The organism is Nonomuraea lactucae (genome assembly GCF_003313395.1).
In the GTDB taxonomy this organism is placed as follows: Bacteria; Actinomycetota; Actinomycetes; order Streptosporangiales; family Streptosporangiaceae; genus Nonomuraea; species Nonomuraea lactucae.
Map to the genome: position 1 here is coordinate 1 of NZ_QNFZ01001027.1, position 17,775 is coordinate 17,775.

The window sequence follows — 17,775 nt, forward strand, 5'->3', positions numbered from 1 at the left end:
CCGTTCCCGCCCATGCCGGCGGGGCCGCCGCACGTCGCCCGGCTGGTCGCCCACGCCGGGGCCGAGCGGCGCGTGGGCGTGGTGCTCGTACGGCTGGGCGGTTACGCCGCGGGGGTGTTCGCAGGGACCCGGCTGGTGGCCTCCAAGGTGGGCTCCCGCCTGGTGCAGGGCCGCAGCGCGGCCGGCGGCTGGTCACAGCAGCGCTTCGCCAGGCGGCGCCGCAACCAGGCGGACCAGGCGCTGGAGACGGCGGCCGACACCGCGCTGCGCGTCCTGTCGCCGCACCTGGCCGACCTCGACGCGGTCGTGCTCGGCGGCGATCGCCGCGCCGTCGACGCGCTGCGCGCCGACCGGCGGCTGGCGCCCCTGCTGGCGCTGGAGTCGGAGCCGTTCCTGACCGTCCCCGACCCCCGGCTTGCCGTCCTGCTCGACACGCCGGGGCTCTTCCGCGCCGTCCGGATACGGGTGGTGGACCCGGCCTGAGCCCGCCGGCGCTCAACCGGAGGTGGAGCCCCTGCGCGGGGCCATACACTGATCCGTATGCACACTCCCGATTGACCGGCGCCCACCACGCCCAAACCCTCGTTTCCTAGCTCGGGAGTGTTCCGCCAACCATGATCATCGCCAGTGACATCGAGCTGCGCGCGGGCGCGCGCCTGCTCATCGAGAGCGCCTCCTTCCGGGTGAACCCCGGTGACAAGATCGGGCTCGTCGGCCGCAACGGCGCGGGCAAGACCACGCTGACCAAGGTGCTGGCGGGCGAGGCGCTGCCCGCCGCCGGATCGGTCAGCACGACCGGCAGCGTCGGCTACCTCCCGCAGGACCCCCGCACCGGCGACCTGGAGGTGCTCGCCCGCGACCGCGTCCTGTCCGCCCGCGGCCTCGACGAGGTGCTGCGCAAGCTGCGCGAGGCCGAGACGGGCATGTCCTCCGGCGATCAGCGGGTGCGCGAGAAGGCCGTCAGGCAGTACGGCAGGCTCGAGGACCAGATGCACGTGCTGGGCGGCTACGCGGCCGAGGCCGAGGCGGCGTCCATCGCCTCCAGCCTCGGATTGCCCGACCGGGTCCTGTCCCAGCCCTTGAAAACGCTTTCCGGGGGGCAGCGCAGGCGCGTCGAATTGGCGCGCATTCTTTTCAGCGGAGCGGAAACTCTCCTTCTCGATGAGCCGACAAACCACCTAGATGCGGACTCAATCGGGTGGCTTCGCGATTTTTTGCGATCCCATCACGGCGGCTTGGCGATCATCAGCCATGATGTAGACCTTCTTGAAGCGACGGTCAACAAGGTCCTCCACCTCGACGCCAACCGATGCGTGATCGACCACTACAACGTGGGTTGGAAAGCTTACCTTGCGCAACGGGAGACCGACGAGAAGCGGCGCAAGCGCGAGCGGGCCAACGCCGAGAAGCAGGCGGGCGCGCTGCTGGCGCAGGCCGACAAGATGCGGGCCAAGGCCACCAAGGCCAAGGCCGCGCAGGACATGATGCGCCGCGCCCACCGGCTGCTCGCCGGCACCGAGGAGGAGCGCCAGAGCGACAGGGTCGCCAAGCTGCGCTTCCCGGAGCCCCAGCCGTGCGGCCGCACCCCGCTGACGGCCGAGGGGCTGTCCAAGTCGTACGGCTCGCTGGAGGTGTTCACCGACGTCAGCGTGGCCATCGACCGCGGCCACCGGGTCGTCATCCTCGGCCTCAACGGCGCGGGCAAGACCACCCTGCTGAGGCTGCTCGGTGGCGTCGAATCGCCCGACACGGGGGAGATAAGGCCCGGCCACGGCCTCAAGATCGGCTACTACGCCCAGGAGCACGAGACCCTCGACGCCGGCCGGACGCTGCTGGAGAACATGCGCTCGGCCGGCGGCGAGTTCACCGACACCGAGCTCCGCAAGGTGCTCGGATCCTTCCTCTTCAGCGGCGACGACGTCGACAAGCCCGCCGGCGTGCTGTCCGGCGGCGAGAAGACCCGCCTTGCCCTCGCCGTTCTGGTGCTCTCCAGCGCCAATGTCCTCCTCCTCGACGAGCCCACGAACAACCTCGATCCCGTCAGCCGCGAGCAGGTTCTCAACGCTCTCAGGTCGTATTCAGGAGCGATCGTCCTTGTCACCCATGACGAGGGTGCCGTTGACGCCCTGTCACCGGATAGGGTGATCTTGCTACCTGACGGAACTGAAGACGCGTGGAGCGACGAATTTTCCGATCTTGTGGCACTTGCCTGATCTTAATTTGGGTGGGTACGGATCTTTTCCCGTGGAGTAGGTAGCCGATCCCGCTGAAATGACTGATCATGGCGGAGTAACGCTGCGGAAGTCCGGCACTACAGGAGGTACTCGTGGCCGAGACACTGAAGAAGGGCACCCGGGTGACCGGGGCCGACCGTGAGAAACTGGCCGGCGATCTCAAGAAGCGCTACGCCGCGGGTGAGAGCATCCGCGCCCTGGCCGCTTCGACCGGTCGGTCCTACGGGTTCATCCACCGCATCCTGAGCGAGTCCGGCGTGACTCTGCGCGGGCGCGGAGGGGCCACCCGAGGCAAGTCCAAGCGCTGACGGCCGCCTCGGAACGTGCGACCGCAGCCGCCCGTCCCTAGTCAGCCAGCCGTCGCGCCCGAGCCAGAATCATATTCTGTAAGCTCGGGCGCGACGGTTCAGTGATGAAGGAGCGGGCGATGGCGGAAGCGAAGGCGCCAAATCAGCGCGGGGGGCACGCGGAGGAGGTCTCTGCCGAGGCACTGGCGGAGATCGGCCTGCGCTTCGAGGTGGACGGTGAGATCGCGACGATCACACTGGACCGGCCGGACAAACGGAACGCACAGACGTTCGCGACCTGGTCGGCACTGGCTCGCATAGGCGACAACCTGCCTGAGCGGGTGCGCATCGTCGTCGTGAAAGGTGAGGGACCGTCCTTCTCGGCAGGGATCGACCTGCGCATGTTCACACCGGAGGGGGTGCCCGGACAGGGCTCGTTCGGCTCAGCCGCGCGACTGGACGGCCCGGCGTTCGAGGAGAGACTGCGCCAGGCCCAGTCGGGGTTCCTGTGGCTACGCCGACCGGAGATAGTCTCCATCGCGGCCGTGCAGGGGCACGCCATCGGCGCGGGGTTCCAGCTCGCGCTCGCCTGTGACCTGCGGATCGTGGCCGACGATGTCAAGTTCTGCATGAAGGAGCCCGCACTCGGGCTGGTGCCCGATCTGACCGGCACCAAGCCGCTGGTCGAGCTCGTGGGGCAGGCCAGGGCGATCGACATATGCCTGACCGCCAGGATCGTGGAGGCCCAGGAGGCGCTGAGCATCGGCCTGGCCGAGCGCGTCGTCCCCGGGGACGAGCTGGCGAAGGCCGTACAAGACAAGACGGCGCAGTTGCTGACGACCAACAGGGACGCGGCGGCGGCGACCAAGCGACTCCTCCAGGGAGCGGCGGGGCGCACCCTGGAGGAGCAGTGCGCGGCCGAGGGGGCCGAACAGGCCCAGCGGCTCAGGGCGCTGTTCGGCGGCGCGTCCTGAGGGCGGCCCGGGCGGCGCGGCTGCCTCGCGCCCGCCCGGGTGTTTCGCGGTGAGCTGATCCGGGAATCAGGCCGGACCCCCCGGCGCTCATACCGGGGGAGGAGGACCCCGGATGGCGATGATGGGAGGGGGCTTCGGCCCTCAGGTGATGGCCTCGCTGCGGCGCGACGACTCGGTCACCAAGCAGCGGCTCAGGCCGGGCACGGTCGGGCGCGTCGCCCGCTACGCCAGGCCCCACACCCGGCAGATCGTGGCGTTCCTGCTGCTCGTGATGGCCGGGGCGGTGATCGTCGTGGCCAACCCGCTGCTGATGAAGGCGATCATCGACGACGGCATCCTGCACAAGCGCCCCGGCGTCGTGGTCGGCCTCGCCCTGGCGATCGCGGCGCTCGCGCTGCTCGACGCCGGGCTCACGCTCGTGCAGCGCTGGTTCTCCTCCCGCATCGGCGAGGGTCTCATCTACGACCTGCGCACCGAGGTGTTCGACCATGTGCAGCGCATGCCGGTGGCGTTCTTCATGCGGGCGCAGACCGGCGCGCTGGTCTCCCGGCTCAACACCGACGTCATCGGCGCCCAGCGGGCCCTGACCAGCACGCTCTCGTCCGTGGTCGCCAACGTGATCAGCCTGGTCCTCGTGCTCGGCGCCATGCTGGTGCTGTCGTGGCAGGTGACACTGGTCGCGCTCGTGCTGCTGCCCGTCTTCGTCGTGCCCGCCAAGTGGGTCGGCCGCCGCATGTCGGCGCTGACCCGTGAGCAGATGCGGCTCGACGCCGAGATGAGCTCCGTCACCACCGAGCGGTTCAACGTGGCCGGCGCGATGCTGGCCAAGCTGTACGGCAGGCCGGACGACGACGCCGCGATGTTCGGCGGCCGGGCGGCCCGGGTGCGCGACATCGGCGTCACCGTCGGCATGTACGGCACCGTGTTCCGGGTCGCGCTCGGCCTGGTGGCGGCGCTGGCGACGGCCCTGGTCTACGGCATCGGCGGCGTGCTGGCCGTCGGCGACGTGTTCGAGCTCGGCACGCTCGTCGCCCTGGCGGCGCTGCTGATGCGCCTCTACGGCCCGCTGACGTCGCTGTCCAACGTCCAGGTGGACGTCATGACCGCCCTGGTCAGCTTCGATCGGGTCTTCGAGGTCCTCGACCTGGAGCCCATGGTGGCCGAGAAGCCCGGCGCCGTGCCGGTGCCCGAGGGGCCGGTGACGATCGAGTTCGACGGCGTCCACTTCCGCTACCCGGCGGCCGAGGAGGTGTCGCTGGCCTCGCTGGAGTCGGTGGCCAAGCAGGACACGGCCCCCTCCCACCCCGTGCTCAAGGGTGTGTCCTTCACCGCCAGGCCCGGCCGGCTCGTCGCCCTGGTCGGCCCGTCCGGCGCGGGCAAGACCACGATCACCTCGCTGGTCTCCCGGCTCTACGACGCCGGCGAGGGCGCCGTCCGCCTCAACGGCCTCGACGTGCGCGACGCCACGCTCGCCTCGCTGCGCGACACCGTGGGCGTGGTCACCCAGGACGCCCACCTCTTCCACGACACGATCGCGGCCAACCTGCGCTACGCCCGCCCGGAGGCCGGCGACGAGGAGATGTGGGAGGCGCTGCGGTCCGCGCAGATCGGCGACCTCGTCGAGAGCCTGCCCGACGGGCTCGACACCGTCGTCGGCGACCGGGGCCACCGCCTGTCGGGCGGCGAGAAGCAGCGGCTGGCGCTGGCCCGGCTGCTGCTGAAGGCGCCCCGCGTGGTCGTGCTGGACGAGGCCACCGCCCACCTCGACTCCGAGTCGGAGGCGGCCGTGCAGCAGGCGCTGAAGACTGCCCTGGCCGGCCGCACCTCGCTGGTCATCGCCCACCGGCTGGCCACCATCAGGGACGCCGACGAGATCCTCGTCGTCCAGGACGGCCGCGTCGCCCAGCGGGGCACGCACGACGAGCTGCTGGCCGGAGGCGGGCTCTACGCCGAGCTCTACCGCACCCAGTTCAGCTCCGGAGGTAGCCCAGCCTCGTGAGCTCCTCCTTGGCGACCTTCTCCACCAGCGTCAGGTCGGCGGGGCGCAGGCGGGCGCGCCAGGAGCCGGGCTCCGCCGGGCGCCGGCCGTACAGGGCGACCTTGGAGACGCGGGTGCCGAGGAATTCGGTCAGGGCCGCCACAGTCTGCGCGGGCCGGCCCACGAGGTCCTCGTAGCGCAGCGTGAGCAGCTGGCCCTCGGGCAGGTCGCGGCGGAGCGCCGCGCTGAGCCGCACCGCGCTGCGCCAGCGCAGCGCGCTCTTGCCCGCCGCCGGCATGCCCTTCCACTTGTCCACGTGCTCGTCTCGGTTGACGCCCAGGAACGCGTTGGGGAACTCGGTGTGCTCCGACAGCATGGCCGGCTTGAACCACGCCAGGCACGCCGGATCGCCCAGCATGTCGGCGACCACGTCGCGGCCGTCGCGGATCAGCTGCACGAAGCGCGCGTCGGGGAAGGCCCGCAGCAGCACGGTGGCGCTGTAGATCAGGTCGGGGGTGGCGTCGCCGAACCTCGTGACCGTGCCGGGCGCCACGCAGGGGCCGCTGGCGGTCACGCCGCCCGCCTCACGGCACGGCCCGGCGCACTCGCCGCACGAGCCGGGCAGCACCTGCCACGACTCGGCCAGCGCGTCGCGCAGCACCCGCACGGCCCCCGAGCTCTCGCCGATGGACGGCTTGCGGGCGAAGGCGTACACCACGTGGGCCACGCACGCGCGGCCCATCGTCACGTGGAAGCCGGGGGAGCGCTTCAGGGCACGGCCGAGCAGGTCCGCGCCGGAGTGAGGGGCTCCCAGCAGGAAGACCGGCCTGCGGACCTTGATGCCGTTGACCACGAGGATGTGGGGCGGAAGTCGCATACGAGAGCCAAGTGTGACACCGTTTGCCAGGTGAACGAGCCACGGCGGGCGCGGCGCCCGGCCGTGGCGGCCCCCATCCGCCCGGCGCTCACACGCCAGTCAAGGAGCCGTTCAAGGAGTTGGTCCATGCAGCCGGGTGACACCGTCGCGATCGTCTCGCCCTCGGGGCCGCCGAACGCCGTCCTGCTCAGTCGCGGGGTGGAGCGGCTGGAGCGGGGGCTGGGGCTGAAGGTGGTGATCGGCGGCCGGGCGTTCGACCGGCAGGAGCTCGGCTACCTCGCCGGCTCCGACGCCGACCGCGCCGCCGACCTCCAGGCCGCCTGGTGCGATCCGGCCGTCAGTGCGGTGTTCTGCTCCCGGGGCGGCTACGGCGCGACCCGGCTGCTCGGCCTGCTCGACTGGGACGCCATGCGGGCGGCCGGGCCCAAGGTCCTGGTCGGCTCCAGCGACATCACGGCGCTGCACCACGTGTTCGCCGCCGAGCTGGGCGTGCCGACCGTGCACGGTCCGATGCCCGCCTGCGTGACGATCGCGCACGAGGACGCGCCGGAGCCGCTCTCGTTCGAGCACCTGCGGGCGGCGCTGTTCGGGCCGGCCTCGCCGGTCATCGGTGACCGGGTGCTGGCGCCAGGGAGGGCCGAGGGCGTGCTGGCCGGGGGCAACCTGTCGCTGCTGGCCTCCATGTGCGGCACCCGCTACCAGCCGTCGTTCGCCGGGAAGATCGTGCTGCTGGAGGACGTGGGCGAGCAGCCGTACCGGATCGACCGCATGCTCACCCAGCTGCTGCTGGCGGGGGCCTTCGACGGCGTGCGGGGCATCGCGCTCGGCTCCTGGGTCAAGTGCGGCGACCCCTACCCGGTGCTCCGCGACAGGCTCGTCCCGCTCGGGGTGCCGATCGTGGCCGGGCTGCCGGTTGGGCACGGATCACCACAGTTGAGCGTGTGGCTTGGGACGCTTGGGGTTATCGATACCGAATCGTGCTCGCTGGCTGGTCTGTTCCGCGACGGCGACCAGGCAAGGTAGAGAGACATATAGGGACGAAACGGACATGAGGGGGCGCTGCGCGTGGCCTGGTTCAGAGGTGACCGGAAGCCCTCGCGCAGGGCGGTCGAGGACATCGACCTCGACTCGCTGCTCGCGCTCGTCGCCGAGTCCCACGGCTACGCCTGCTCCTTCGCCGCCGACGGTGGCTCGCTGAGCCTCACCGCCGGCGCGGGCGGGGAGATCCTCGTCCGGCTGACCGGGCTGCGGCGCGAGGCCGGGCGGCGGGCCAGGGAGGACTGGCCGACGCTGGTCTCCGAGCACCTCGCCCACGCGGTGGCCTCCGTCGGCGACGTCCTCGACGCCTGCGACCTCGATCAGGTGCGCCCCCTGCTGCGCACCCGCGTGGAGGCCGTGGACGAGGTGGCCGACCTGACCAGGGTGGTGGGCCGCCACCTCAACGGCGACCTGGTGGAGCTGCTCACCGTGGGGGCCCGGCCGGTCCGCCCCGAGGAGGCGGGCTGCTGGCCCGTCCCGTCCGGCCAGGCGCTGGAGATGGCCGTCTCGAACGTCCGGCGCGGCGAGCGCCTGTCGGTCGAGGCCATCCAGCTGTCGGGCACCCCGGTGTCACGGCTGACCGGCAGGGGGCCGTCCACGGCCACGCACCTGCGCTGGCTGGCCGACTACCTGCCGGTGCCCGCCGACGGCGTGCTCGCGGTCCTGCCCGACCCGTACACGCTGCTGGTCTACCCCGTGACGGGGCTCGGCGCGGTGCGCGCCATCGAGCGGCTCCGCGTGCACGCGGCCCGCACCGGCGGGCTCAGCCCGCAGGTCTACTGGTGGCACGAGGGGCGGCTGAGGCTCATCAAGTCCGACATCGTGCTGCAGGACGGCCAGACGCGCCTGGTCGTGGCCCCGCCGCCGGAGTTCGCCCGGGTGCTGGCCCGCCTCGCCGTCTGATAGGCCCTCAGGCGGCTCCGGCGGCAGGCCCCTCAGGCCCCTCAGGTCCCTCAGGTGGCTCCGGTGGTGCCCGGGGGCTCTGACGAGAGGGCCCGCGCGGCGTGCACGAGGGGCACGTGGCTGAACGCCTGGGGGAAGTTCCCCACCAGCCGGCCGTAACGCGGGTCGTACTCCTCGGACAGCAGCCCCACGTCGTTGCGCAGCGTCAGCAGCCGCTCGAACAGCTCTCGCGCCTCCTCCTGCCGCCCCTGCATGGCCATCACCTCGACCAGCCAGAAGCTGCACGCCAGGAACGCGCCCTCCGCGCCCGGCAGCCCGTCGATGTCGTTCTCGGCGGCCACCGGGTAGCGCATCACGAAACCGTCGGCCATCAGCTCCTTCTCGATCGCCGCCACGGTGCCGGCCACGCGCGGGTCGTCCGGGGGCAGGAAGCCGACGATCGGCATCAACAGGAGCGCCGCGTCCAGCTCGTAGGAGCCGTAGGACTGGGTGAAGGTGTTGCGCCGGGGGTCGTAGCCCTTGGCGCAGATCTCCGCGTGTACGGCGTCGCGCGCCGCCTTCCACCGCTCGACCGGCCCGGTCATGCCGAAGCGCTCCACGTTCTTGATCCCGCGGTCGAGGGCCACCCAGCACATCATCTTGGAGTGGGTGAAGTGCCTGCGCGGCCCGCGTACCTCCCACAGGCCCTCGTCCGGCTCGTCCCAGTGCTCCTCGACATAGGCGAGCAGCTCCCGCTGGATGGACCAGGCGCGCTGGTCGCCCGTCAGGCCGGAGCTGCGGGCGAGGTAGAGGCAGCTCAGCACCTCGCCGTAGACGTCGAGCTGGAGCTGGTTGACCGCGTCGTTGCCGATCCGGACCGGCCGGGAGCCCTCGTAGCCGTCGAGCCAGTCGAGCTGCATCTCGGGCAGCCGGCGCTCGCCCGCCACGCCGTACATGATCTGCAGGTCCTGGGGGCGGCCCGCGATGGCGCGCAGCAGCCACGATCGCCAGGAGGCGGCCTCGTCGAGGTAGCCGTTGCCGATCAGCGCGTCCAGCGTCATCGTGGCGTCGCGCAGCCAGCAGTAGCGGTAGTCCCAGTTGCGCACGCCGCCCAGGTCCTCGGGCAGCGAGGTGGTGGGCGAGGCGACGATGCCGCCGGTGGGGGCGTAGGTGAGCGCCTTGAGAGTGATCAGCGAGCGGACCACCGCCTGCCGGTAGGGGCCCTTGTGGGAGCACGTGGCCACCCATTCGGTCCACATGGCCTCGGTCTCGCGCAGTTGTTCCTCGGCGCGGATCTGGCGTGGCATCGGCTCGTGGGAGGGGTGCCAGGTGAACACGAACGGCAGCCGCTGCCCCTCCCGCACGTGGAAGGTGGCGCGGTGGGCGTAGTCGCCGCCCTTGAGCGGGACGGGGGAGTGCAGCCAGACCGAGTCGGGCCCGCCCACGGCCTGCAGGTGCCCGTCGCTGCGGCGCACCCACGGCACGATCCTGCCGTGGTCGAAGCGGACCCTGAGCTGCGCGGACATCTCGACGGTGCCGGAGACGCCCTCGACGATGCGCACCACGTCGGGGTTGACGTCGCGCGGCGGCATGAAGTCGATCACGCGGACCGTGCCCGTGGGGGTGTCCCACTCGCTCTCCAGGATGAGCGTGTCGGGACGGTAGCGGCGGCGCGTCGCGGGCCGCCTGCCGGTGGGGCCGAGCCACCAGTGGCCGTTGCGCTCGTTGCCGAGCAGCGCCGCGAAGCACGCCGGGGAGTCGAACCTGGGCAGGCAGAGCCAGTCGATCGAGCCGTCCCTGCCCACCAGGGCGGCCGACTGCATGTCACCGATGAGTGCGTAGTCCTCGATGCGCATGCCTCGACGCTACCGGTCGGGGACGGCGCCGCCCACTCGGGCGACCGCCCGGCCCGGTGTGGTCACCTCAGCGGGAACCAGCGGCTGAACAGCTGGGTGAGCGGGCCGATGGCCACGGCGAAGACCACGGTCCCGACGCCCACGGTGCCGCCGAGCAGCCAGCCGGCGGCCAGGACCGTGACCTCGATGAGGAAGCGGGCGAGCCGGACCGACAGTCCGAGGCGCGCCAGGCCGGTCATGATGCCGTCGCGGGGGCCGGGTCCCATGCCCGCGCTGATGTAGAGGGCCGTGGCCAGCGCGATCGAGACGACGGCGAGCGCGAGGTAGAGCCAGCTGAGCGTCCAGTGGGCGGGGGTGGGCAGCAGGAAGATCGCGGCGTCGGCGAACAGGCCGAGGAAGACGACGTTGCTCACGGTGCCGAGGCCGGGCCGCTGTCTGAGCGGGATCCACAGGAGCATGACCAGCGCGCCGACCGCGATGATCATGGTGCCGATCGACAGGCCGGTTCTGACGGCCAGGCCCTGGTGGAACGCGTCCCACGGGTCGTTGCCGAGCCCCGACTCGATCTGCAGGCCGATGCCGGCGCCGTAGAGGGCCAGGCCGCCGTACAGGCGCAGGAGGCGGGCGGGGAGGGATCCGGCGTGCGATATCACTGCTTCGCTCATAGTGGTCCCACAGTGGCAGGCCATTGGCTTGCCAAAACAGGGCCAATCCTGAAAAGTGGCCCTTATGGGGAATCTGGGATGAGGTATTTGGGGGCGGCGCAGGTGGCCCGGCTCGTCGACGTGCCACCGCAGGCGAGGCCGTACTACCGGGCGCTGGCAGACGCCGTACGAGCGCGGATCCTCGACGGGCGCATCCCCGTGCGCGTCCGCATGCCCGCCGAGCGGCACCTCGCCGAGACCCTCGACGTCAGCCGCACCACGGTCACCGCCGCCTACGATCTGCTGCGCGAGCGCGGCTACCTGGAGAGCAGGCAGGGCTCAGGAAGCTGGACCGCGCTGCCCGACCCCGCCTCGACCCCGGACAACCCGTGGCTGTCCACCGGCGCCGACGGGCTGACGCACCTCCACAGCGCGGCGCCGCCCGCGCCCTCGGCGCTGCTGGAGGCGATGGCCGAGGCGGTCGAGGACGTGCCCAGGTACGGCATGGGCAACGGCTACGACCCGATGGGCCTGCCCGTCCTGCGCGAGCGGATCGCCGCCCGCTACTGCGCCCGCGGCCTGGCCACCCGGCCTGAGCAGATCATCGTGACCACCGGCTCCCAGCACGCCATCCAGATCGTCATGGGCCTGCTGCTCGGGCCCGGCGACCCGCTGCTCGTCGAGTCGCCGACCTACCCGCACGCCATCGACGCGGCCCGCGTGCGCGGCGCCCGCATCGTGCCCGTCGGCATCTCCCACGAGGGCTGGCAGCCCGATCTGGTCACCTGTGCCATGCGTCAGTCCGCGGCACGGGTGGCCTACCTGATGCCGGACTTCCAGAACCCGACCGGCGCCCTCATGGACGACGCCACCCGCGCGGCCCTCACCGGGGCGGCCCGGCGGCACGACACCACCCTGGTGGTCGACGAGACCTGGGCGGAGCTGGCGCTCGACGAGGTGCCGCCCACCTCGCCCATGGCGGCGTTCGACACCGACAGCCGGGTGATCAGCATCGGCTCGGCGTCCAAGCTGTGGTGGGGCGGGCTGCGCATCGGCTGGGTGCGCACCACCGCCGCGCTGGCCCGGCGCCTGGCCCTGCACCGCGCCTGCGTCGACATCGCCAGCCCGGTCCTGGAGCAGCTCGTGGTGGCCCGGCTGTTCGACCGGATGGAGGAGACCACGGCCGAGCGCCGCCGCACCCTGCGCGCCTCGCGTGAGGCGCTCGTGAGCGCGGTGAGGGAGCACCTGCCCGGCTGGGACTTCACCGTGCCGCGCGGCGGGGGCACGCTCTGGGTGCGGCTCGACTCCGGCTCCGCCGTGTCCCTCGCCGAGGCCGTCGCCCGCCACGGGGTACGGCTCGCGCCGGGGCCCTGGTTCGGCGTCGAGGGCACCCTGGAGGGCTACCTGCGCCTGCCGTACACGCAGCCGCCGCAGGTCCTGCGCGACGCCGTCGCCCAAATCGCGAAGGCCCGCGAGCACGGTGCCCGGGACGGCGAGCACGGCATGTACGCCCGCGGCGGCGAGCACGGCCTGCCCGGCGGGTACGGCCCCGCGGGCCGGACCGTTCCCGTGGAGCCGGTCATTCCGGTGGTGTGACCCCGCGCGCCAGCGGAGCGCGCCAGCGGAAGCGCATCGCGGCGATGCGCAGGCCGAAGGCCAGCACGGCGGAGGCCAGCGTGGCCGGCCAGCCGTGCAGGCCCGCCGTGAACAGCCAGGCCATCATCGCCGAGCCGAGCAGGGCGGGCACCGCGTAGAGCTGCCTGTCGTACAGCAGGGTCGGGATCTCGCCCGCCAGCACGTCGCGCAGCATGCCGCCGCCTATGCCCGTGGTGACGCCGAGCAGCGCCGCGTGCAGCGGGTTCAGCCCGTACTCCAGGGCCTTCAGCGTGCCGACCGCGCAGAACAGGCCGAGTCCCGCCGCGTCGAGCACCAGGATCGCCGGCATGACCCTGGCCACGTGCGGATGCCAGAAGAAGACGATCGCCGTGGCCGCCAGCGGCACCAGCACGTAGCCCACGCTCTGGAAGGCCGCGGGCCGGACGTTGAGGATCAGGTCGCGCAGCACGCCGCCGCCGAGCGCGGTCATCTCGGCCAGCACGGCCATACCGACCACGTCGAGCCGCTTGCGCACGCCCATGAGCGCGCCCGACAGGGCGAAGACGAAGATCCCGATGAGATCGAGGAGCTCAGGCACGTCCGCCATTACACCTGACGGCTTGTCGGCGCATCGCGGTCAGGTGCCCTCCCGGCGTCGCCGATCGCGCGCGGGCCGTCACTTCGCGTGATCGGCGCGGTTTTCGCGGAAGGGGCTTGCCGCCGCCCCGGCCGTGTGGTGCGATGCATGCGATCTGGCGCAGGCGAACAGCGACTGGAGGCGGCTGGCATGGCCGATGTGCTCGAGGTCCGGGGCGAGATCGAGCGGGCGATCGCCGGCCGTACCGTGTGCGAGCAGCTCAGGCAGGTGGCCGACCGCCATCCCGACGCCCCCGCCTACTCCGATCCCGTGGAGGGCGGCTGGGCCACCCTCGGCTACGCCGAGGCGCGGCGGCGGGTCCTCGAGATCGCCGCCGGGTTCGCCGAGCTCGGGCTCCGGCCCGGCGAGGCGGTGGCGCTGATGATGGTCAACCGGAGCGAGCACGTCCTCGCCGATCTTGGAACGGTGCACGCGGGCGGGATCGGCTGCACGGTCTACTCGACGTTCGCGCCCGAGCAGGTGGCGTTCGTGGCGGGCGACGTGGGCGCCAGGTACGCGGTGCTCGGCGGGCCCGCCGACCTGGCCCGCTGGGAGCCCGCCCTCGAACGGCTGCCGGAGCTGCGCAGGATCATCATGCTGGAGGGCGCCCCGGCCGGCGACCGGTTCATGGCGTGGGACGACTTCCTCGACCTGGGACGCTCCTCGCTGGAGCGCGACCCGGCAGCCGTGGAGGCCCGCTGGCGGGCGGTGACCGCCGAGGACGTGGTCACCGTGCTCTACACCTCGGGCACCACCGGCCTGCCCAAGGGCGTGCCGCTCACCCACCGCAACGTGCTCTACGAGGTCGAGGCGACCAACCGGATGACCGCCCTGCCCGAACTCGGCACGCAGATCTCCTACCTCACCTACGCGCACATCGCCGAGCGGGTGCTCAGTCTCTACCTGCCGCTGGCCAAGGCGTCGCACGTGCACTTCTGCACCGATCTGGCCAACCTCGGGGCCACGCTCGGCCAGGTCAGGCCGATGCTGTTCTTCGGCGTGCCGCGCGTGTGGGAGAAGATGATGGCCCGCCTGCTCGCGGTGCTCGCCACTCAGCCGGAGGAGCAGCAGGAGGCCGTGCGCAAGGCCATGGCGGCGGGAGTCGCCCACGTCGAGGCCGGGCAGCACGGCCGCACCGTCACGCCCGAGATCAGCGCCGCCTACGAGCAGGCCGACCAGTCGCTGCTGTCCATCGTGCGCGGCATGATCGGCTTCGACCGCGCCGAGTGGACCGCCACGGGCGCCGCGCCGCTCCCCGCCGAGGTGCAGCGCTTCTACGCGGGGCTCGGGCTGAAGGTCATCGACGTGTACGGCATGACGGAGACCACGGGGGCGTTCACCGGCAACAGTCCCGCCTGCTACCGGCTGGGCACCGTCGGCCGGGCCGAACCCGGGGTCGAGGTGCGCATCGCCGAGGACGGCGAGATCCTCACCCGCAGCCCGCTCAACACGCGCGGCTACCTCAGCCGGCCCGACGGCTCCGGCGGCCCGTCCGGCGGCGTGACGGACGGCCTGATCGACTCGGACGGCTGGCTGCACACCGGCGACATCGGCACGGTCGACGACGACGGCTTCTACCGGGTCGTCGATCGCAAGAAGGAGCTCATCATCACCTCGGGCGGCGAGAACATCTCCCCGGCCGGGATCGAGGGCCACCTCAAGGAGCACCCCCTGATCGGCCAGGCCCTCGCCTACGGCGACAACCGGCCGCACCCGGTCGCGGTGCTCACCCTGGACGCCGAGGTCGCGCCGGGCTGGGCGCGGGCCCGCGGCATCGAGGCGTCCCTCGCCGAACTGGCGGAGCATCCCGAGGTGCTGAAGGAGGTCGAGGCTGCCGTGGCCGCGGCCAACGAGAAGCTGGCTCGGGTGCAGCAGGTCAAGAAGTGGGCCCTGCTCGGCACCGAGTGGACGGCCGAGAGCGAGGAGCTGACGCCCAGCCTGAAGCTGAAGCGGCGGGTCATCCACGCCAAGTACGCCGACGTCATCGAGGGCCTCTACGCCTGCTGACCCGCTGGGCCCTTTGCCATCCGGGGCGTGTGTCGTGGCCCTGGTCATTACCGGGCGGTTCCTAGCCTCCTGAGCCATGATCAGAAGACTCGTTCTCGTCTCGCTCGCGGCGGGGGCGCTCACGGTGCCCGCCCCGGCGTCATCCGCCGCAACCGAGCTCGCCATCCGCGAGATCAACGTACGGCCCGCGGCCCCCGTGGTCGGGCCGGGCGACTCCGTCCGACTGGTGATCGACGTGGTCGCCAGGGGGGCGCAGGGGAGGAACGGGGTGACCATCAAGGTCGAGCCCGGCGAGCCGCCCAAGTCCGTGGACGAGGCGCCGGCGCGACCCTGGGAAACGTCTCCCGCACCCGCCACCGCCCCCGTGAAACCGGCCCCCGTCCAGCAGGCTTCTGCGAAACCGGGGCCGGTGGACCCCATGCTGGTGAGGCCCGCGCCCGCCAAGCCGGCCGCCAAGCCCGCGCAGGCCCAGCCGGCTCCCGCCGCTCAGGACGTCCGGCCGCTGGAGCGTCCCGCTCCCGGCGGGCTGCGCGGGCTCCGCGAGCTCCGCGAGATGGGGCCGGCCTCGTGGGCGAACCAGGCCGCGCGCGTCGCCTCGCCCTACGCCCTGGAGGTCACGCCCGCGACACGGCGGCTGCAGCGGGGCGGCCTGCCGATGACCGAGGAATGGGAGACCTGGCGCTTCCTGCCGGAGAAGGGCCTCAACCGCTTCCACCCGGCGGGCACGTGGACGATCTCCGCGACCGCGCGGGACGCCACCGGGGCGAGCGTGACCAAGTACACGACGTTCCAGCTGCGGCGGGAGACCAGGCTGAGGGACGTGCGGGTGTCGGGCGTGCCGCGCGTGCCGGGCGTGCCGGGCCCGGCCTCGGTGCGGCTGAGCGGCGTGCTGACCCGGGTGGGGCCGCGAGGGTACGTGGACTTCACCCCGTTCGCGGAGCAGCCCGTGGAGATCCTCTGGCGGGCGGAGACCTCCGGGACGTGGGAGGAGGTGGCGTCCACCCCCACCCGGGACGACGGCGCCTTCGCCAGGACGGTGCCGGGCCGCACGGGCGGCGAGTGGCGGGTCCGCTACCCGGGCACCGGACAATACGCCCCGGTCCTCTCGCGGATCTACCAACCAGCCTGAAACCGCCATAGACCTGCATGAACCAGGGTGCGGCGCCCGTATGCGGACGGTCGTTGCATAATCGTGATCAACAACGCCACAACTTTCCGGTGCCTTTCCTCGTCAATGGCGGTGACGCGCCCCAGTCCGGTGCGCGTCCCACACGGGGAAGGAAGTTGAATCATGATGCGACGACTCGCCGCCGGCCTGGCGGCTGCCGCTCTGGGCGTGACGGTGGTGGGTGCGGCCGCCGCACCGGCGATGGCCGATCCCGGACTCGACGGCGGTCAGACCCGGCTGCAGTTGGACGCCAACCCCGAGCCCGCCTGGCGGGGCAGGCCGCTCACCCTTGAGGGCAAGCTGTCGGTGCAGTGCGACGAGGACTACATCAGCGGGTTCGTGTCCGTCCACAACGCCGACCACTGCCGCAAGTCGGAGTCGTGGCACCGGCTCGGCTGGAAGCGGATCGTGATCCTCTTCAAGCCCGACGGCAGCGGTGAGTGGGAGTACGTCGACACGGTCAGGACCAGTGGCGACGGCTACTTCGAGACCACGGCCAGGGCCTACACCTCGGGCACCTGGCGCGCCGTCTTCGAGGGCTCCCGGTGGCTGGAGCGGAGCGAGGCCGCAGACTGGGTGAAGGTCGTGGGCCGCCGCCACCACCACCACTGACCGCCGCACCCGCGCAGGCCCGGCTCCCGACTAGGGGGCCGGGCCTGCGCTCGCGGGCGACACTCATACCTGAGGGCCATACGGCTCATCACTCGCAGGACCGATGACGTGCGGCGGCAACTCGGCTTAAGTTCTCGTGTCGAGATCTTTCTCGGCCGAAGGGACCGTCATGGCGCAGTTTCCTGAGATCATGCACCGGGCTTTCTTCAGAACGATCTCCCTCCTGTCCCAGCGCGGGCAGGGGGAGGTGCTCCGCCGATACTTCGACTGGTGGCACCGCAGCCCCGACCCGTGGCGGCTGGGCAGCGACGGCTACGAGCAGCTCAAGTACGCCACGACCCTCGGCCAGGTGCCCGCCCGGCCCTACGAGCGGATTCTGGAGGTGGGCTGCAGCGAGGGGGTGTTCACGCGGCTGCTGGCCTCGGCGCACCCCCAGGCCGAGATCATGGGGATCGACATCTCCCACCGCGCCCTGCTGCGGGCGCGCGACCGCGTCAGGGAGTCCGACGCCCGTACGGCCCTCGTCCAGGCCGACATCGTGACCTTCGCCTCGGGCCGCCCCTTCGACCTGGTCTTCTGCGCCGAGACCCTTTACTACGTGGGGCGGCATGACCGCCTCCGGCGGGCCTCGGCGCGGCTCACCGGGGTGCTCGCTCCAGGCGGGGTCCTCGTCATGGTGCACCCGTGGCCCGAGGCGGAACGGCTGCACCGGTTCGTCGACTCCGACCGGGCGCTGTCGCGGATCGGCCAGCACGTGAACGCCGCGACCCATCGCCCGTTCTCCGTGGCGGTCTACCGGCACGCGGGGGAGCCGGTGAGCCTCCATGACGACCTGCCGGGCGGCGTCCGCTAGGAACTCCGGCACGCCTGGGAACTCAGGCACGCCCCCCGGCCCTCGCCGACGGTCCCCCCGGCCCTCCCCGGGCGCCCCGACGGTCGGCCCTCCCCAGGCGCCCCGACGGTCGCCCCTCCCCGGCCCCCGACC

At 72.2% G+C, this 17,775-nt stretch carries 16 protein-coding genes; 12 read left to right on the top strand and 4 right to left on the bottom strand.

The window, feature by feature from the left end; translation table 11 throughout:
• From DQW85_RS38020 to DQW85_RS38040, 5 genes are all read left to right on the top strand, one after another.
• Positions 1-483: acVLRF1 family peptidyl-tRNA hydrolase (locus DQW85_RS38020; protein WP_113704579.1), on the top strand; the 483-nt coding region annotated here is incomplete at its 5' end.
• A gap of 131 nt (positions 484-614) precedes the next feature.
• Positions 615-2,213, top strand: a complete 1,599-nt coding sequence (locus tag DQW85_RS38025; RefSeq protein WP_113704580.1) for an ABC-F family ATP-binding cassette domain-containing protein — start codon at positions 615-617, stop codon at positions 2,211-2,213.
• Between the two features lie 113 nt (positions 2,214-2,326).
• Complete coding sequence (locus DQW85_RS38030; protein ID WP_020547488.1) at positions 2,327-2,542, top strand: helix-turn-helix domain-containing protein; 216 nt, start codon at positions 2,327-2,329, stop codon at positions 2,540-2,542.
• A gap of 119 nt (positions 2,543-2,661) precedes the next feature.
• The gene (locus tag DQW85_RS38035) at positions 2,662-3,495 is read left to right on the top strand and encodes an enoyl-CoA hydratase/isomerase family protein (protein WP_113704581.1); all 834 of its coding nucleotides are present in this window, start codon (positions 2,662-2,664) and stop codon (positions 3,493-3,495) included.
• Between the two features lie 112 nt (positions 3,496-3,607).
• Complete coding sequence (locus DQW85_RS38040; RefSeq protein WP_113704582.1) at positions 3,608-5,494, top strand: ABC transporter ATP-binding protein; 1,887 nt, start codon at positions 3,608-3,610, stop codon at positions 5,492-5,494.
• Here the strand turns inward: DQW85_RS38040 and DQW85_RS38045 are convergent.
• A complete protein-coding gene (locus DQW85_RS38045; protein WP_113704583.1) occupies positions 5,466-6,350 on the bottom strand; it encodes a sulfotransferase family protein in 885 nt (294 codons plus the stop codon). The genes DQW85_RS38040 and DQW85_RS38045 overlap by 29 nt on opposite strands.
• Positions 6,351-6,476: 126 nt before the next feature.
• Here DQW85_RS38045 and DQW85_RS38050 point away from each other — a divergent pair, with 126 nt between their 5' ends.
• Positions 6,477-7,373 carry a S66 peptidase family protein gene (locus DQW85_RS38050; protein ID WP_113704584.1) on the top strand — a complete coding sequence of 299 codons (897 nt, stop codon included), beginning with the start codon at positions 6,477-6,479 and terminating at the stop codon, positions 7,371-7,373.
• Between the two features lie 42 nt (positions 7,374-7,415).
• Positions 7,416-8,291, top strand: a complete 876-nt coding sequence (locus tag DQW85_RS38055; RefSeq protein WP_113704585.1) for a hypothetical protein — start codon at positions 7,416-7,418, stop codon at positions 8,289-8,291.
• Positions 8,292-8,341: 50 nt separating this feature from the next.
• On the opposite strand, the gene DQW85_RS38060 is transcribed toward DQW85_RS38055, so the two are convergent.
• Together DQW85_RS38060 and yczE are read right to left on the bottom strand one after the other, a co-directional pair.
• Entirely contained in the window at positions 8,342-10,126 is a 1,785-nt protein-coding gene (locus DQW85_RS38060; RefSeq protein ID WP_113704586.1) for a glycoside hydrolase family 15 protein, read from the bottom strand.
• A gap of 62 nt (positions 10,127-10,188) precedes the next feature.
• Entirely contained in the window at positions 10,189-10,791 is a 603-nt protein-coding gene (gene yczE, locus DQW85_RS38065; RefSeq protein WP_113704587.1) for a membrane protein YczE, read from the bottom strand.
• A gap of 78 nt (positions 10,792-10,869) precedes the next feature.
• On the opposite strand from yczE, the gene yczR reads away from it, so the two are divergent.
• On the top strand, positions 10,870-12,366 hold the full coding sequence (gene yczR, locus DQW85_RS38070; RefSeq protein WP_205315709.1) for a MocR-like transcription factor YczR: 1,497 nt from the start codon (positions 10,870-10,872) through the stop codon (positions 12,364-12,366).
• Here yczR and DQW85_RS38075 read toward each other — a convergent pair.
• Positions 12,350-12,964 carry a trimeric intracellular cation channel family protein gene (locus DQW85_RS38075; protein ID WP_240197695.1) on the bottom strand — a complete coding sequence of 205 codons (615 nt, stop codon included), beginning with the start codon at positions 12,962-12,964 and terminating at the stop codon, positions 12,350-12,352. The two genes, yczR and DQW85_RS38075, sit on opposite strands and share 17 nt — an antisense overlap.
• Positions 12,965-13,153: 189 nt before the next feature.
• Between DQW85_RS38075 and DQW85_RS38080 the strand changes: the two genes are divergently transcribed.
• The 4 genes from DQW85_RS38080 to DQW85_RS38095 all read left to right on the top strand — a co-directional run bounded on the left by DQW85_RS38080 (position 13,154) and on the right by DQW85_RS38095 (position 17,643).
• On the top strand, positions 13,154-15,010 hold the full coding sequence (locus tag DQW85_RS38080; protein ID WP_113704590.1) for an AMP-dependent synthetase/ligase: 1,857 nt from the start codon (positions 13,154-13,156) through the stop codon (positions 15,008-15,010).
• Between the two features lie 76 nt (positions 15,011-15,086).
• Entirely contained in the window at positions 15,087-16,139 is a 1,053-nt protein-coding gene (locus DQW85_RS38085; protein ID WP_113704591.1) for a hypothetical protein, read from the top strand.
• 162 nt (positions 16,140-16,301) lie between these two features.
• On the top strand, positions 16,302-16,790 hold the full coding sequence (locus DQW85_RS38090) for a hypothetical protein (protein WP_113704592.1): 489 nt from the start codon (positions 16,302-16,304) through the stop codon (positions 16,788-16,790).
• A gap of 169 nt (positions 16,791-16,959) precedes the next feature.
• The gene (locus tag DQW85_RS38095) at positions 16,960-17,643 is read left to right on the top strand and encodes a class I SAM-dependent methyltransferase (RefSeq protein ID WP_113704593.1); all 684 of its coding nucleotides are present in this window, start codon (positions 16,960-16,962) and stop codon (positions 17,641-17,643) included.
• The last annotated feature ends 132 nt before the right edge of the window (positions 17,644-17,775 follow it).

Coding starts and splice junctions, on each gene's coding strand:
- DQW85_RS38025 (WP_113704580.1), top strand. CDS start 615: ATGATCATCGCCAGTGACATCGAGCTGCGCGCGGGCGCGCGCCTGCTC.
- DQW85_RS38035 (WP_113704581.1), top strand. CDS start 2,662: ATGGCGGAAGCGAAGGCGCCAAATCAGCGCGGGGGGCACGCGGAGGAG.
- DQW85_RS38040 (WP_113704582.1), top strand. CDS start 3,608: ATGGCGATGATGGGAGGGGGCTTCGGCCCTCAGGTGATGGCCTCGCTG.
- DQW85_RS38045 (WP_113704583.1), bottom strand. CDS start 6,350: ATGCGACTTCCGCCCCACATCCTCGTGGTCAACGGCATCAAGGTCCGC.
- DQW85_RS38050 (WP_113704584.1), top strand. CDS start 6,477: ATGCAGCCGGGTGACACCGTCGCGATCGTCTCGCCCTCGGGGCCGCCG.
- DQW85_RS38060 (WP_113704586.1), bottom strand. CDS start 10,126: ATGCGCATCGAGGACTACGCACTCATCGGTGACATGCAGTCGGCCGCC.
- yczE (WP_113704587.1), bottom strand. CDS start 10,791: ATGAGCGAAGCAGTGATATCGCACGCCGGATCCCTCCCCGCCCGCCTC.
- yczR (WP_205315709.1), top strand. CDS start 10,870: ATGAGGTATTTGGGGGCGGCGCAGGTGGCCCGGCTCGTCGACGTGCCA.
- DQW85_RS38080 (WP_113704590.1), top strand. CDS start 13,154: ATGGCCGATGTGCTCGAGGTCCGGGGCGAGATCGAGCGGGCGATCGCC.
- DQW85_RS38085 (WP_113704591.1), top strand. CDS start 15,087: ATGATCAGAAGACTCGTTCTCGTCTCGCTCGCGGCGGGGGCGCTCACG.
- DQW85_RS38090 (WP_113704592.1), top strand. CDS start 16,302: ATGATGCGACGACTCGCCGCCGGCCTGGCGGCTGCCGCTCTGGGCGTG.
- DQW85_RS38095 (WP_113704593.1), top strand. CDS start 16,960: ATGGCGCAGTTTCCTGAGATCATGCACCGGGCTTTCTTCAGAACGATC.